The following is a 15,524-nucleotide window of genomic DNA, read 5'->3' as shown; positions in this document are numbered from 1 at the left end:
TCAGCGATGAGTTTCGACGTCGATCCAAGCTTCAGGAACTCCGGCAAACGGTCCCGCAAACGCAAGACCCGGCGGAAGGCGCGGCGCGCGCTGTTTGTCGTTGTCGGAATTGTCGGGATTGCTGCGGTCGGATTTCTGGGATGGCTCGGCGTGCAGACGTTTGGCAATCGCACCGCGATCGGCCCGGCGGTCACCGCCAGCGAGGATGGATCGCTGCAGATCGCCGACGACGGGTTCGCGATGGTCCAAACGGCAGGAAGCGCCGAGGCGGGCGTTCTTGCTGCCCGCGCCGTGTTTATTGACATCGCAAAAGACCCGATGATCCTTCGGTTTGAAAGCTCTGGCTTTGAAGAGGGGTCCAAACTCGAAGGGCCAACCGCCCTGCCCGCCGCGCGCGTCGGGTTTCCCCGCCCCGATCGGCTGGCCCTGTTGCGCGACGACCTTGTGTTGCAGGAAACCCGGCTGGTCACGACGATCCCATCGTCACGCGAAGACCTTGCGTATTTTCAGGCCCAGCGCAGTCAGGGCATCGCGGCCCTGTCGGACACCGGCCCGCAAACCAACGCCGCCCCACAGGTCGAGGCAGAGGCCGGCGATGTTGTGTCGATCGACGGGTCGGACGGCAGCTGGGGCGAGTTGATCGGTGGATCGGACGGGGAAACCGAAGAAGACACCGCCACCTATGTCGAGACCCAGATCGAAAACACCACAAGCGTGGCGTTCCTGTTGCGGGAAAGCGAACGGCTTCCCCTCTATGAAGACAATATCGTGGTGAACCAGACTGCCCGCGACCTGTCCGAGATCATCGCCTCTGCCGGGATTGACGAAACCGGCGCAGGGCTGGCCGCCACGGCCGCCGCCCGGCTTATCGGGATCGAAGGGCAAGTGCCTGCCGGGGCGATCGTGGCCATGCGGATCCGGCCCGATGTCCGTGGTTCGCAACTGGTGCAGATGTCCTACTACCTGGGCGAGGAATATGTCGGCACGCTTGCGCAGGTCGGCGCGGGGCGGTTCGATACCGGGGCCGACCCTTGGATCGACACCGATCTGCTGACCCTGTCCGACGACGTGCGGCCCGCTGCGACCCAGCAACGCGATATCCGCCTGTTGGACGCGCTCTATTCCGCCGCGATCCGCAACGGACTTTCAACGACCCTTGTGGGTGAATTGGTGGTGATGATGAGCCAGCGGCACGATCTGGACCGCTTCGCGGCGGTCGGGGACCGGGTCACCATCCTTTATGCGACGGAACCGGGCAGCGAAGGAACCGGCGCAGGCCAGATCCTCTATGCCGGGGTGCGCGGCCCGTCGGGGACCATTGACTGCTATGTTGTGCCCGACCCCGTGACCGAAGGCTACGGGTGTTTCGCGCCGGGTGGCGGCGGGGCCGTTGGGGGAATGGGCGGCGGGCTGATCGTCCCGGTCAGCGGCACCAAGACATCGGATTTCGGGCCGCGGATGCACCCCGTTCTACGCCAGCTGCGCAATCATAACGGCGTCGACTGGGCCGCGCCGACAGGCACGCCGATCCACGCTGCCGATGATGGTGTGATCTCCTCCAAGCGGGTCAGCGACAGCTATGGCAACGTGATCTACATTGATCACCCCGGAAACCGGCAGACGCGATATGCGCACATGGATCGCTTCGCCGACGGGATCAGTCAGGGAAGCCAGGTTCGGGCGGGCGATCTGATCGGCTATGTCGGCACGACCGGACGGTCCACCGGGCCGCACCTGCATTTCGAATTCTGGCTGAACGGGACCCCCGTCGACCCGCTGACGGCCCCCGGAACGGGCGGGCGGCCCGGCGGCGGGTCTTCTTCGGACGCGGTCGAGGCACTGGTCAACCAGATCATCGCAGTCGAAAGTGGGGGCAGAGCGGATGCCGCAAACCCGAACTCCACCGCGGTCGGGCTTGGCCAGTTCATCGAAAGCACATGGATCAGGATGATGAACAATTACCGGCCCGATCTTGCGCAATCCATGTCGCGGGCCGATCTTCTGGCGCTGCGCACCAACCCGGAACTTTCCCGCGAAATGGTCACCAACCTTGCCCGCGAGAACGAGGCCTACCTCCGGTCGCGCGGCCATACGATCACGCCCGGCAGGCTGTACTTGTCGCACTTCCTTGGTCCGGCGGGGGCGAACACGGCGCTAAGCGCCCCGCCCGACGCAATGGTCGTCGATATCATGGGGGAAAGCGTGGTTCGGGCGAATGGCTTCTTGCGGGGGAAAACCATTGCCGACCTTTGGGCATGGGCCGACCGAAAGATGGGGAACGCACCGACCGTCGCGATCGCCCGCGCACGCCCCGTCCCGCCCGAGGTGCGGGCCTATATGGACCTGATCGAACCGATCATCGAAGAGGGCTAAGGCTGGGCGGTTATTTGTAGTTCGCCTTGGCGACCAGAAACAGCTTGTGCATCCAGGCCCAAACGGCGTCGCGACCTTCCAGCTCCTGTTTCATCTTGACCTTGGTCTTGTCGATCTTGTGCAGGGCGTAGAGGCCAAGCACTCCACCCGCCGCAAAGGTCGCGGCCTTGGTCTTGAACCCGGCGCCAACCTCTTCGATGTACCCATCCTCACCAGCCTCTTTCCACGGACATCCGCCCATTGCCCCGTGGGTGCAGTGAAAGGACCGTTCAAGGTAAAACACCTTGCCCGCCGCCTTGCGTCCGCAATTGCCGAAGATTTCGCGGCTTTCGGCACTGTCCGCCCGAACCGCGTGAAAACAGTATTTCACGTTGTCAGGAATTGTATTTACCCGGTCGTCCACGATGGACCGGTCCACCGCGTCAAACAGCATCATCCCATGGACGGGTATCTTCGCCTCTTTCAGCTTGTAGGCCGCTTCGATCACTGCGGCCCCGCCCCGGCTGTATCCGGTCAGGAAGATGCGGGGCGGTTTCGGGAATAGCTTCGGCTTTTCCGCATGAAGCTTGGAGAAGATCGTGTAGGTGCCCTTGGCGAAATCATAGGCGTGCCGGGCTTTGCCCACGGTTTCCAGCCCGTGGGTCGTGGGCCCACGATGGTAATCGTGGACCCGAAACCCGGGCGTGTTGCGGCAGAGTTTCTGAACAAAGCTGTCCTTGAAATCCTTCGCATAGGTATCGTCGCTGGACGGGCCGGTTCCGTCCACGCCGACGATGATGTCACTACTCATCGGCCATCATCCCTTACTCGAAACCGTAGTCGAACGTTCCGTCCTTCACGCTGACTGTTACCTTCTTGATCGGCTCACCGGACACCATGCGTCCAAGCACCTGCCGCGACAGGTCCGGCAGGATGGAATTGGTGATGATGTTGTCGATCATGCGGCCGCCGCTGTCGGGGTCGCGGCATTGATCGACGATATGGTCCGTCACGTCATCGCCATAGACCAGCTCTGCGCCATGTGCGCCCTTCATCCGCTTCTGGACCGACTTCAGCTTCAGCTTCGTAATTCCGGTCAGCACCTCCTTGCCCAGCGGGAAGTAGGGGATCGACACGATCCGGCCCAAAAGGGCGGGCGGGAAAACCTCAAGCTGCGCGGGCTTCATCGCCGCCTCCAGCACCTCCAGATCGGGGATATCTTCACCGTTCTTGGACAGGTCCATGATCACATCCGTCGCGACATTGGATGTCAGAAGGATCAGCGTGTTCCTGAAGTTGATCGGGCGACCGTTGCCGTCCTCCATGATGCCCTTGTCGAAGACCTGGAAGAACAGTTCGTGCACGTCGGGGTGGGCCTTTTCCACTTCGTCCAGCAGGACAACGGAATAGGGCTTGCGCCGGACCGCTTCGGTCAGTCGCCCTCCCTCGCCATAGCCGACATAGCCCGGAGGCGCCCCCTTCAGAAGCGACACTGTATGCGCTTCCTGGAATTCGGACATGTTGATCGTGATGATGTTCTGCTCGCCGCCATAAAGCGACTCTGCCAGTGCCAGCGCGGTTTCGGTCTTACCCACGCCCGACGGGCCACACAGCATGAAGACGCCAATCGGCTTGTCCGGGTTGGACAGCCCCGCGCGACTGGTTTCGATCCGCTTGGCAATGGCGGTCAGGCCGTGGTCCTGCCCGATCACCCGTTCCTTCAGGTGGTCCGCAAGGTTCAGGATGCTTTCCAACTCGTCCTGCATCATCCGACCGGCGGGAATACCCGTCCAATCGGCGATGATGGTCGCAACGGATTGCGCATCAACGTGGGCATAGACCATCCGGTCGTCAGGGCTGCCCTTCTCCAGCTCGGCCATCGTGGCCTGCATGTCGGCGCGGGCTTTGGCCGGGTCCAGCTTCTCGGCAAGTTCTTCCGCGGCCTCGTCGCTTGCGGCATCTTCTTCCTCGGGCCGGGCATCGGGCACCTCGTCCACGTTGCCGCCTTCGGCGACCGCGATGGATTTGCGAAGTTCCAGAACCTTGTCGACCAGAGCCTTCTCAGCCTCGTACTTGGCCTCGAATTCGGCCAGCTGAGCCTCCGCCTCTGCCTTCTCGGCCTCGGCCTCGGGGATGCGGTCTTCGTTCGTTTCGCCCAGATCACGTTCGGCGATCTTGCCCGCGATCTCGGTCTCGATCGCCGCGATCTTCTGGCGCAGGTCTTCGATCCGGGCCGGGGTGGACGACTGGCTGACCGCCACCCGTGCACAGGCCGTATCCAGCAGCGAAACCGCCTTGTCCGGCAATTGCCGCGCTGGAATATAGCGCGACGACAGGGTCACGGCGGCCACGATCGCCTCGTCCGAGATGCGGACGTTGTGGTGTTCTTCCATCGGCGCCAGAATACCGCGCAGCATGTAGCAGCACTTTTCGATATCCGGCTCGTCCACCTGCACCGGCTGGAACCGCCGGGTCAGTGCCGGGTCTTTTTCGAAGTATTTGGCGTATTCCGACCAGGTCGTCGCTGCGATGGTCCGAAGCGTGCCACGCGCAAGCGCAGGCTTCAGCAGGTTGGCCGCATCCCCAGTGCCCTGCGCGCCCCCTGCCCCAATCAGCGTGTGGGCTTCGTCGATGAACAGGATGATCGGTGTGGGCGAGGATTGAACCTCGTCGATCACCGATTTCAGGCGCTGTTCAAACTCGCCCTTCATCGACGCGCCCGCCTGCATCGACTGGATGTCGAGTTCAAAGAGCTTCGTTCCTTTCAGCTTGGGCGGCACTTCTCCCTTGGCGAGCCGTTGGGCGAACCCTTCGACCACGGCTGTTTTACCGACCCCGGCCTCGCCCGTCAGAATCGGGTTGTTCTGGCGACGCCGCAAAAGCACGTCGATGATCTGGCGGATCTCGTCATCGCGTCCCTTGATCGGGTCCATGCTTGCCGCGTTTGCGGTCATGTCCTTGGCAAACCGGCCCAGCGCGGTCGAGGCCCCGGCACGGGCATCCCCATCCGCGGCAGCCCCGCCGCCCGAAGACAGGCCCGACCCATCCATCGGCCGCATGTCATCTTCTTCACTGTCGGCCCAAAGGGTCCGCGCCTCTGCCGACAATTGATCGACCGAGATCTTGTCAAACTCCTTGGAACAGCGCAGCACCGCCCGCTTGAGGTTCTGATCGTTCAGAAGGGCCACGAGGATATGGCCGGTCCTGATCTGTGCCTCGCCAAACAGAAGGGTGGCATAGGTCCAGGCGTGATTCAGCGCATCCGCCAGCGTTTCCGAGATGCCCGGCGTTTCCGTCACGTTCTTGTCGAGCGCGGCCATCGCCTGATCGATGTCCTTCAGCACCCGCCCACGGTCGAGCCCAAGACCGTTCAGTGTTGCGGAAATATCCGCATTCTGGTTGGACACCGCGTTGAACAGGAAATGCGGGATATCCACGTAGCGGTTTCGTTCGGTCCGCGCGTGACGCATCCCCTGAATGAACGCGTCATAACCGGCACGGTTCATCTTTCCGGCATATTTCTCGATGCTGATATCAGTCATGTCCCTGTGTCCCCCTGAATTCGATTGCTGTTAATATCTTGTGCGTCATGCCGCCTGCGCCTCTTCCCCCGCGTCGGCATGGTGTTCGAGGTCCAGACGATAGTTTGTCCCCTGAACCAGCGCGTCGCTTCCCCCCGGCGGCGCGACACAGGCCATCCAGCCCAGTTGGACCGAGGTTCCAAGTTTGGCCGGTTCGACCTGTGACTGCGGCAACCAAACCGCCACGTCCACCTCGAAGGCAACACCCAGATAGCTCAGGACCATCATCTCTAGATGGGCGTGATCCGGTCCGCCCGGCAGGAACCGGCGATAGGCGTCCAGCGTGCGGGTGCGAATATGCAGCCGGATCTTTTCGCCGATCGATTGTATGCGGCTGCCTAGGTGGATGTCCTGCCCCAGCGTCGATCCCTGCATCCCCAGCCGGGCCAACCCGTCCGGCTCGAACTCCATCCAGCCGGGCACCATTTCCTCGACCCGGATATCGGTCTTCAGCAGCTTCTCCAGCATCTGTCGAAGCCGGGTCGGGCTTTTCACCCGTCCGGTGGACAGGCCACTATAGCCAAGTCGCAAGGTATCAGGGAACGGAGATTGATTTCGGTACGCTGGTGTTCCAAGCCCGGCAAAGGTCAGAAGGTATTTCTGGAACCGGTCATCATCGGCGTGATCGAATTGGGTGATGCTGCGGGTATCCGCCCAGGCCCGGTAGAACAGCTGCAGGAAGCGGGTTGCGAAGATATCCGTGAATTCGACAAACGCGCGGTCGCCTGTTTCGGTCCAGCGGAACACCTCTTCGGTCGTGTTCAGGGGCAGCGCCCCAAACGGCCCGAAGAACCCCAGAAAACGTGGGCGCACAACCGGCGGAGATTTGGAGACATCGACGGCGCTCAGGTCACTGTCCGGGAAGGCAAGGAATGGATCCTGGCCCATGCGGGCAATCTCGTCCCGGGTGCGGCGACTGCGGCCGATCCGGGGCTTGCCCTGTGCACGGCGTTCCAGAACCCGCAGCAGCGATAGATAACCAAATGCAGAGACATCGTCGGGGATCTCTTCCCGCGCAGAGGGGGCGGCGGGCGGCGGGCCTTCCGACGGTGAGGCGCCCGGATCAGGCTGCCCGTCGTCCGATTTTCCTTCAAAAGGAGAGGCGGGCGCGACGTCTTCGACAATATCCGGATCTGCGATGGTTTCCGGCTCTTCTTCGGGGGCCGGAACCTCGTCGATCACGGGTTCAGGCGCGCCCTTGTCTGTCGTTTCCTGAAGGCTTTCAAGGTCCCCCCAGGGGTCGTCGTCTTCGTCGTCCGTGTCCGCGCTGGCCTCAATCGGCGGGACGATGGCCCCGTCCTGCTCGTCAACCTCAGGCAAGTCCAGCGCCGGAAGTGGGTCTTCGACAGGGGGCGCGTCCGGCTCTGCCGCGACTTCGGCAGGCGCTTGAGGTTTGGCGGCAGGGACCACCGGCAGCGGCATCATCACCGTCCGGTCGTTGTCATCCTCCGGCGGAGGTGGGGTGTCGTCCTCGTCGATCATAGCAGCGGCCCCGTTCCGGACCGTGGCGGCCATGTCTTGATCACCCCGCGCTGTATCGACGCGACAACACATTGGGTAAAGGAATTCACCGCCGCATATTCGGCAAGAAACCGGTCAAGGATGGCACCCATCAGGATCACGCCTGATCCTTCGAACTCGTCCTCGTCGAAGGTCAGCTTGATCTCCAACCCGCGCGCCGGATGAAACCCGTCCTCGCGCCGGATCGTGCGCACGACGGGCCGGGTATCCACCGTCTTCAGCCCTTCGATCTGGGTCTCGGTGATGCTGTCTGACAGGTTCGCGAACAGCGAAAGCATCTCGCGCATCGGGGCCGCGCCCGCACCGCGCCGGTCGTTCAGGATGCCATGGAAACTGAGCGATAGAAAACTGATGAGCCGCCAGTGACTGTCGCCATCTGCTGCCCGATGCCCGCTGCGGTGGTCCACGTCCAACAGGGATTCACGCGGCGGAGTCGGCCCTGCAACACAGGACAGGGTCACGGTCTGATCCTCGCACAGATAAAATTCATCCTTGGCCTGCGCGATGGGCAGATATTCTGTCAGGTGCCGGTTGGTGCAAAGTGTCTTGATCTGAAGCCGTTGCGCCGGTTCCGCCTCGGGTGGTTCGTAGACCGAAATGAAGGTTTCGGTCCCACGGTAGCGGTAGCGCGAGGCGCCGAACCGGCGCTCCTTGGCCGTCAACCGACGGCCCTTTTGGCGTGATGTATAGTACAACGTCTGTCGCGGGTCGCGACCATCGGGTGGCAGACCGTACAGCGGATAGACCTTTTCCTTGTTCTGATGGCCTGCGTAATGGGCCACCACATCGGTAATCTGATAGACCTCGTAATGGGTGACCGGGCTGCTGTCTGGCGTGACGACGTACTCGGTGTGCTTCTTGTCCAGACGAACCGAGTTCGAACTTTCGGCAAAGAGATTGACCGCCGGCACGCAATACAGACCAAGGTGCTCCGCCTCCAGCCGAGCGGCGAGGTTCGGATTGGACGAGTCGAATTCGAGGATCAGTTGCATCTTTCCGGACTTGATCCGGCGCAGGGCCTGCTTCAGCCCCGTCAAACGCAGGCCAAGGAACTTGCGTGGAAAGACAAATGCGTCCCGCAAGAGCGAGAAGCCTTCGAACAGAACGCCATTGTGCGGCAACAGCGGCCCCTGTTCGTCAAACCCGACCTGTTCGATGGCCTTGGGTGACAGGCGCAAGAAGACCGGGTCGCCGTTCTTGTCTTCATACCGCAGCGAGGCGCGGGTCAGACCTGCATGGACCTGTTCATAAAGCGGCACAGCTTCAGCCAGGGGACCAATGAAATGGATTGGCAGGTCGTCGACATCTACCTCGGACAGCGGCTGATCCGGCGCGGGCTTGCCAGAGGTGCCGATGCGGGACAGTTCAATCTCAAGCCCCGCTTTGGTGCCGGGGGCAACATCCTGTCCCAGCGCGCCGATGGTGCCTGCGCCCTGGTGGTACTTCAGCCGGGTGATGGCCAAGGGCCACATCACCAGATTTCCCGCAAGACGGAACCGGCAAGATACACGCTTGTCCGCGTCGGTGAACCGCGCGTCCATATATTCGCCTTCGGCGAACCGAACCCCGCTCACGATGTCGCTGTCACCGAACGGCGGGTTGGCCTGAACCAGCATCGCGCTGGGTGTGGGGCGCAAAGCATCGGGAAAAATCTGGTCCAGAAGTTCATGGGTGAAGGTCCGGAATTCTTCATCCATCTTCAGCTGGACACGGGCGGCAAGGAAGGCAGACCCCTCCAGCAGGCCCGCGATGGCCGGATCGAGGTTTTCCTCCATCAGCCCGCCCAGCCGGTCGGCAAGGCCCGGATAGTCGGCGGCGAACTCGGTCGACCGTTCTTTCAGGATCGCAAGTTCGCGGTTGTATGCGTCGCGGAATGCCTTCTTCACGACTGCACCCTCAGCGCTGACATGTGCAGCTTGCCAGCCCCAAGATCGACCTCGGCGTCAAAGTCGATCGGAACATCGACAGGATCGCCCATCAACTCGGCCGTGACGCTGATCGACAGCCGATGCCGGTTCCCGCCTGCGCGTTCGGAAACCTTGACCTCAAGACTATCGGGAATGATCCGGGGTTCATGATCCAGAAGGGATTCGCGGATCGATTTGACGACCGAACTGCTGTTGAGGTCTTGCGCGGTCACATCCGACAGGTCGCGAAACCCGTAGTTCAGGACCGAATGCATGACATGCGGGGCATCTTCCAGCGATACTGCGGAATCAAGCCGGATCGTGTTCATCAGCGCGTTCAGATCGGCCTGAAGGTGCCGCTTGAGCGAATCCTCGTCCATGCCTTCGCGGCGTTGCTTGCTGCGTTGCGTGATTTCTGTCTCGCCGTCGTCGGAACGGCCGCGGGCAACCCGCGCGTCATGTTCGTAATGCGCGGAACGGAAGATGTGCATCACCGACACCTTCGACCGTTCGCCGCGCTGCCAGCCACGTTTGTTGCCTTGGTCCGAACTGCCGCTTCTGGCTGCCATCTGGGTGTCGCCGTCCCTATTCAGGAGAAAGTCTGGCCGACACCGCTTTGCCGGTGTTCGAGCCTGGTCGCACCCGGTTCAAAGGGAAAGGGCAAAGGCCGGACAAACCCGCCGTGAAACTTGGATTGTCTGGCAGGGCGCCGCGAATGGACGCCCCGCCAAGGTGTACCGGTCGTCGGATTAGACCGCGACGTTCTTCTGGATATCCCAGCCAGCAGTGCTTTCCGGACCAGCCGATCCATCCATTTCCTGCTTGGTGTAGGTCACTTCGAACTTGGCGAAGTTGATCGAGATGGATTCGGAGATCCGGTCCAGCCCGTCCTGCGACCCCTGCGTCTGGTAGGAGGTGATGATCAGGTCGGTCAGCACCATCTTCCAATAGACAACGGGGGCGTCGCCACCGGCCTTCATCACGATCAGTTCCGCGGTCGGGATATGCTTGCCGTTGCAGACATGCTTGATCAGGTCGTGGGTCGAGGCATCGACGAACTTGGTCACGTTCAGATCCTGAACGGAAACCTTGCCGCCGCCGCCGCCCATGCCTTCGTGGGTGGTGCCGGACTGCGTTGCGCCCCAGCTCCAGGCGTGGATCTGGATCCAGTCCTCATATCCGTCGATGGGCGATTCACCTTTGATCTCGTCACCCAGCTTCAGAACAATATTGTCGGCCATTGTAATACTCCTTTCAAAACCGCCTGAACAACTATGGCGGGAATTTGTGTTGGCTCAAATGGTTATTTGCCTTGCGGTAGTTTGGACACCAGGCTCATCCCGATATCCATGCCTTCCAGCTGGAAGTGCGGCTTGAGGAAGAACTTGCCCATGTAGTAGCCCGGGTTCAGTTCGTCCTCGATCACCTCGACCTTGGCCGCCGCAAGCGGCTTCTTGGCCTTTTCCAGCTCAGTCGCCGACTCCGGGTTGCCGGTAACATACTTGTTGATCCACGCCTGCAACTGCTTCTGCAGCTGTGCCTTGTCCGGCGTTTCACCAATCTTGTCGCGCACCATGACCTTCAGATAGTGGCTGAAGCGGGACACGGCGAACATGTAGGGAATGCGCGACGACATGTTGTCGGACGCGGTTGCGGCATCATCGACATATTTCTTCGGACGATACAGCGATTGCGCGCCGATAAAGGCCGCCTTGTCGGTGTGCTGCCGGTGGATCAGGCCGATCAGGCCCGCCTTGGACAGTTCGCCTTCGCGGCGGTCAGTGATCGACACTTCGGTCGGGCACTTGAGGTCCTTCGAACCGTCGCCGGTATCAAACACGTGGGTCGGCAGGTTCTGAACCTCGCCCCCGGACTTCACGCCACGAATACGAACGGTCCAACCGTGCTCTTTGAAGGCACGGTTGATGTTGACCGCCATCGCGTGGGCGGAGTTCATCCAAGCGTATTTCGCGCCACCGTGGCCGTCGGTCTCTTCAACAAAGTTGAATTCTTCCACGACAGAGTTGGAATTCGGGCCATATGGCTCGCGGGCCAGAACGCGCGGAAGGGTCAGCGCCAGAAAGCGGGCGTTTTCACTGTCGCGCAGGCTGTTCCACTGGGCGTATTCCGGCGTCTCGAAGATCTCGGACAGGTCCGGCGGGGTCGCGATTTCGTTCCAGCTGTCCAGACCGATCAGCTGCGGCGCAGCGGCCGAGATGAACGGGCACAGAGCCGATTCCGCGATCTTTCCGATGGAGTTGAGCAGGTTCACATCGGCGCTGGAATGATCGAACTGGTAGTCGCCGATCAGGCAGCCGAAGGGCTTGCCGCCCAGCGTCCCGAGGTTCTGTTCATAGACCATGTCGTGCAGCGGGGACTTGTCCCACTTGGCGCCCGGATAGCGACGCATCATCGCCTGCATTTCCGATTTCGAAGCGTTCAGAACCTTCACACGCAGCGACGCATCCGTTTCGGAATTGTTCAGCGTATAGGCCAACCCACGCCAAGACGATTCGATCTTCTGGAATTCCTCGTGGTGGAGGATTTCGTTCATCTGCGCGGTCAGCTTTTCGTCAAGCTTGGCCAGCATCGCGTCGATGGTGTCGATCACGTCATCCGCAACGACCGACTGGTCACCCAGCGCCTCGCGGACAAGCGCGACGACCGCGTTGTCGACTTCCTTTGCCGCGACTTCGGTGCGCGGCTTGATCGTCTGTTTCAGGATGTCAGAGAATTCGGAAAGTTCATCGAGAGCTTCGCCCGCGACTGCGCCATCCTGTTGTGCTTCAGTTGCCATATTTCAAATCCCTTCTTGCGAAAACCAACCGAGGCCTAGTCTTCGCCATCCCCATCATCTTCGTCCTTCACCCGGTCGGCCAGCGCGGCCATCAGCTCGGGATCGGCAAGCAGTTTCTTGATATGTTCCTGCGCCTTCGGTTTTGCCGCCATATAGCGCTGCAGGTTGGCGAGGTGCTTGCGGGCCTCCAGCAGCTTGTTGAGCGCCGGAACCTGTTCGGCGATCTTCGCCGGTTCGAAATCGTCCATCGAGTTGAACTGAAGGTTCACCCCGAGCTTGTCCTCGGAATTCGGGTCAAGCTTGTTCTGGGTCATGAAGGTCACGCCCGGCTTGATCGATTCCATGTATTCGTCGAGCGTATCCTTGGTCACGTCGGCAAAGGTACGATCCTCGACCGCCGGTTTTTCGACACCGGGGTTGTTGCCCGACAGGTCGGACAGAACGCCCATCACCATCGGCAGTTCGACCATCTTCTCACTGTCGTAGGGGTCCTGATAGGAAATCTGAACCCGCGGAGGTCTGTTTCGCTTAATGAAGCCGGAACCAGTATCTGAAGCCATTTTTCTCTCCGAAATTTTTCTTTGATTGAACGCCCTGTCAGGGGTGCGAGTCAACGGCTTTGCCGGTCCTGTCCCCTAGGCGGTTTAAACACTTATCCCTCTGGTCGCGGAATCAACTCGTCAACCAGGGCCTGGAAATCCTTGTCGAGATAGCTCCGCGCCCGCTGGAGCAGAATTGGAACCGGGCTGCTTTTCTCTCGACTACGGAAGAAATCTTCGACCCCTCGCATGACTGTGGCCACATCGGCGCTGGATTGTATGTGCGGTGGATCACCAACTTCGGCGTCATCCACCCCGGCTTCGGGAACAGGCAGATTGTCGTCGCTCAGCGACTTCAACCGATGCGCCGGGATCGCGAAGCCGGTTTGCGGACCAAAGGCGACGATGGCCCGGCCACAGATTTCAGGCAGGAGCGTCTCAAGCGCCGCGACCAGCGGCATACCAATCAACTGGCGGGCCTGACGGACCAGCAACAGGGCCGCCGACGATGGCTCTTTCGTCTGGAAATAGGTTTCGCAGGCGACAAGGGCCTGCCGCGCCTCGGCATGGGATTTGACGGCGGTTGGCGGCAGGGCCGGCGCTGCCTGACCCATCGGCGCTATCGCGGGGGCCGCCCCATCTGCGGCAACCTCTGCCGGTGCATCGGCACCGTCGTCGGTGTCTGCGTCCGCCATGTCCGCCTCTGCCCCTCGCAGGTCAGGCCGGGCGGCGGTGATCGCCTCGCGCATTTCGGAAAGGACCGTCAGAGTCTGGCTGAAATTCGGGGAAAAGGGCGCGGATTCGCTCAGCTTGCTGGCGCTGGAAATCCGGTTCAACGCGTCGGTCATGCGCATCAGGGCGGCATGTGCCGCGTCAACCTTCGTCCGGTTGCCGGGCGACCCCAGCGAGTCGCGCAGCAACTGGGCGTTCAGGTCTTCCTCGCCGGTATTGGGCGAATATTTCCCCTCTGCCACCTGCAACTTGCGCAGGGTGACGTCGGTCGTCCCGGTCAAACCCATATAACGAAGGGCCGTCACGATAGAGATCGGCTGCGCCAGTTCCGACAGCGCATCCCTGCGTTCACCGGCGTCCCCCTCAATGGCGGGATGAACCGCATCGCCGAACGCCTTGATCAGATCCGCAATGGTTTCGATGGCATCGGCCATGGGTTCGATGCGCCCCGCAAGGCATTCGAACTGGGCCAACAGGGTCAGAAGGCGGACATCCCGGCTGCGTTGCAGCAAGGCGTTGATCTGTTTCGCTTCGGTCTTGATATCGATGGACTTGGGGTCAAAGATCCGGTCTTCGGTCCGGCGGCCCTTTTCGGTCTCCATGCCGGGCGTGACATAGCGGTCCGGGATGCGGCCTAAAGCGTCGAAATAGTATTCGACAAATTCTTCGTCATCGGACGTGTCAAGGTTGGGGCCGCACGGTTCGTCGTCCGAAACCGGCTCAAGCGCCCAATCAAAACTCATGTCATAGCCCCCCATCGGCCAGCCGGGCGTCTTACGCTCCGAATGCTTTGTGGCCCATGGTTAAGCGGAATGACCTATCGGTCAAGCTATTGATGCAAAAGGTAAGGAATGCCTCACCCCGACGATCAGTCGCCAGCCTTGCCCGCCGCAGCGGCATAGGATTTCGCGAAGGCGGTCAGGAAAGCGTCCAGCAGACCGTTCTCTCCGGCCTCGGCCTTGGCGTCCCAGCGTTCCACGAAAGTTTCCCAGAACTTGCCCTTGCTGGCCCCCCCAAGGATCCCCGACCCGGCGCTGTCTTCAATCTCGTCCGGAGATAGCCCCGACAAGAGCGACGCAAGGGCCGGCTGCAGCGCGGCAAAGACAGCCGACTGGTGTCGGCGCACATCGCGCAGCGCGTTCGAAAACCCGTCCGGGCCCTTCATGAACCCATCCCGATGCTTCAGGAACATGGTTTCCAGAGCCTGCTGCGAATCGGGCAGGAACTTCATCGGGTTGTTGCCGGTCGCGCTGCGCATGGTCCGTTCGCCGCCCTTGGTGAACTGCTTCACGGCAGCCCTGTCCTTGAGCATCGTCATGATTTCGTCCGCAGAACCGCGCACGACCGCACCCAGATCCCGCGCCAGGCTTTCGACATCCACACCCGGATAGTCGGCCGCGTTCAGGCCCGCCCCTTCGCAAAAAGCGCGCAGGATGGCATCGCCGCCAGCAACAGGGGCCGGGGCCGGGCGCGGCGGTTGTTGGAACGGCGAGGGCTGAAACCCATGCGGCGGAACCGACGCGGATTCCGGGTTGGGCATCGGCACGGAGGGCACGAAATCCTGCGCCACGTCATCAAGGTGATGCGGGTTGGATCGCTGCGGCAACGGGTTGACCGGTTCGGCCGGCCCACCAAAATCCCAGGGGTCGTTGTCATCTACAACAGGGGCCGCCGCCGGAGGCTGTTGCATGCCCGGAGGGGTCTGCAACATCGACGGGGAATGCGTTGGTGTCGTCGGCTGCATCACCGGCGCGGCGGTGCGGACATCGGCAACGATCACATAGTGGCCCACCGTAAACCGGTCGCCCGTCCGGATCTGATGTTCGCCCTGAATCCGGTGGCTGCTGCCTTGTACAAAGGTTCCATTCGTCGAGGTATCCGTCAGGAAATAGGAACCGTCCCGAAAGGCCACTGTGAAATGCCGGCTGGAAATATGCCGTCCCGGATCGGGCAGAACCCAGTCCATGCCCTTTCCACGCCCGATGTCGCCGCCCTTGCGATCAAGAACGATACTGGTCGGGCCTCCATGGTCGAGGACGTCGAAATTCTCGATTCGCAGGGTCAGGGTCATTGCGGCATTTCAATAGTTTTGTTG

Annotated in this window: 11 protein-coding genes; 1 reads left to right on the top strand and 10 read right to left on the bottom strand. The window is 61.4% G+C overall.

The window, feature by feature from the left end; genetic code table 11:
• Positions 1-6 precede the first annotated feature (6 nt).
• Positions 7-2,373 carry a M23 family metallopeptidase gene (locus tag EU803_RS09965; protein ID WP_129682326.1) on the top strand — a complete coding sequence of 789 codons (2,367 nt, stop codon included), beginning with the start codon at positions 7-9 and terminating at the stop codon, positions 2,371-2,373.
• 10 nt (positions 2,374-2,383) lie between these two features.
• On the opposite strand, the gene EU803_RS09960 is transcribed toward EU803_RS09965, so the two are convergent.
• The 10 genes from EU803_RS09960 to tagH all read right to left on the bottom strand — a co-directional run bounded on the left by EU803_RS09960 (position 2,384) and on the right by tagH (position 15,500).
• On the bottom strand, positions 2,384-3,163 hold the full coding sequence (locus EU803_RS09960) for a hypothetical protein (RefSeq protein ID WP_129682324.1): 780 nt from the start codon (positions 3,161-3,163) through the stop codon (positions 2,384-2,386).
• A 13-nt stretch (positions 3,164-3,176) separates the two neighbouring features.
• Complete coding sequence (gene tssH / locus EU803_RS09955) at positions 3,177-5,894, bottom strand: type VI secretion system ATPase TssH (protein WP_129682322.1); 2,718 nt, start codon at positions 5,892-5,894, stop codon at positions 3,177-3,179.
• 45 nt (positions 5,895-5,939) lie between these two features.
• Complete coding sequence (gene tssG, locus EU803_RS09950) at positions 5,940-7,448, bottom strand: type VI secretion system baseplate subunit TssG (protein ID WP_165352810.1); 1,509 nt, start codon at positions 7,446-7,448, stop codon at positions 5,940-5,942.
• Positions 7,412-9,340 (bottom strand): type VI secretion system baseplate subunit TssF, encoded by a 1,929-nt coding sequence (tssF, locus tag EU803_RS09945; RefSeq protein ID WP_129682318.1) that lies wholly within the window; start codon positions 9,338-9,340, stop codon positions 7,412-7,414. Before tssF ends, tssG begins: the two co-directional genes overlap by 37 nt.
• Complete coding sequence (gene tssE / locus EU803_RS09940) at positions 9,337-9,930, bottom strand: type VI secretion system baseplate subunit TssE (RefSeq protein WP_129682316.1); 594 nt, start codon at positions 9,928-9,930, stop codon at positions 9,337-9,339. Before tssE ends, tssF begins: the two co-directional genes overlap by 4 nt.
• 180 nt (positions 9,931-10,110) lie before the next feature.
• Positions 10,111-10,602: a type VI secretion system tube protein Hcp gene (locus EU803_RS09935; RefSeq protein WP_129682314.1), complete on the bottom strand. Its 492-nt coding sequence runs from the start codon at positions 10,600-10,602 to the stop codon at positions 10,111-10,113.
• Positions 10,603-10,664: 62 nt separating this feature from the next.
• Complete coding sequence (gene tssC, locus EU803_RS09930) at positions 10,665-12,158, bottom strand: type VI secretion system contractile sheath large subunit (protein ID WP_129682312.1); 1,494 nt, start codon at positions 12,156-12,158, stop codon at positions 10,665-10,667.
• Between the two features lie 35 nt (positions 12,159-12,193).
• Positions 12,194-12,718 carry a type VI secretion system contractile sheath small subunit gene (gene tssB, locus EU803_RS09925; RefSeq protein ID WP_129682310.1) on the bottom strand — a complete coding sequence of 175 codons (525 nt, stop codon included), beginning with the start codon at positions 12,716-12,718 and terminating at the stop codon, positions 12,194-12,196.
• A gap of 92 nt (positions 12,719-12,810) precedes the next feature.
• Positions 12,811-14,172 (bottom strand): type VI secretion system ImpA family N-terminal domain-containing protein, encoded by a 1,362-nt coding sequence (locus EU803_RS09920; RefSeq protein WP_165352809.1) that lies wholly within the window; start codon positions 14,170-14,172, stop codon positions 12,811-12,813.
• A 125-nt stretch (positions 14,173-14,297) separates the two neighbouring features.
• Positions 14,298-15,500, bottom strand: coding sequence for a type VI secretion system-associated FHA domain protein TagH (gene tagH / locus EU803_RS09915; protein ID WP_129682306.1), 1,203 nt, complete (start codon positions 15,498-15,500; stop codon positions 14,298-14,300).
• Positions 15,501-15,524: the final 24 nt, after the last annotated feature.

Source organism: Loktanella sp. IMCC34160, from assembly GCF_004145845.1.
Lineage (GTDB): Bacteria > Pseudomonadota > Alphaproteobacteria > Rhodobacterales > Rhodobacteraceae > SELP01.
The sequence above is the reverse complement of the archived record's forward strand: the minus strand, read 5'-3'. Positions and strand labels throughout refer to the sequence as shown.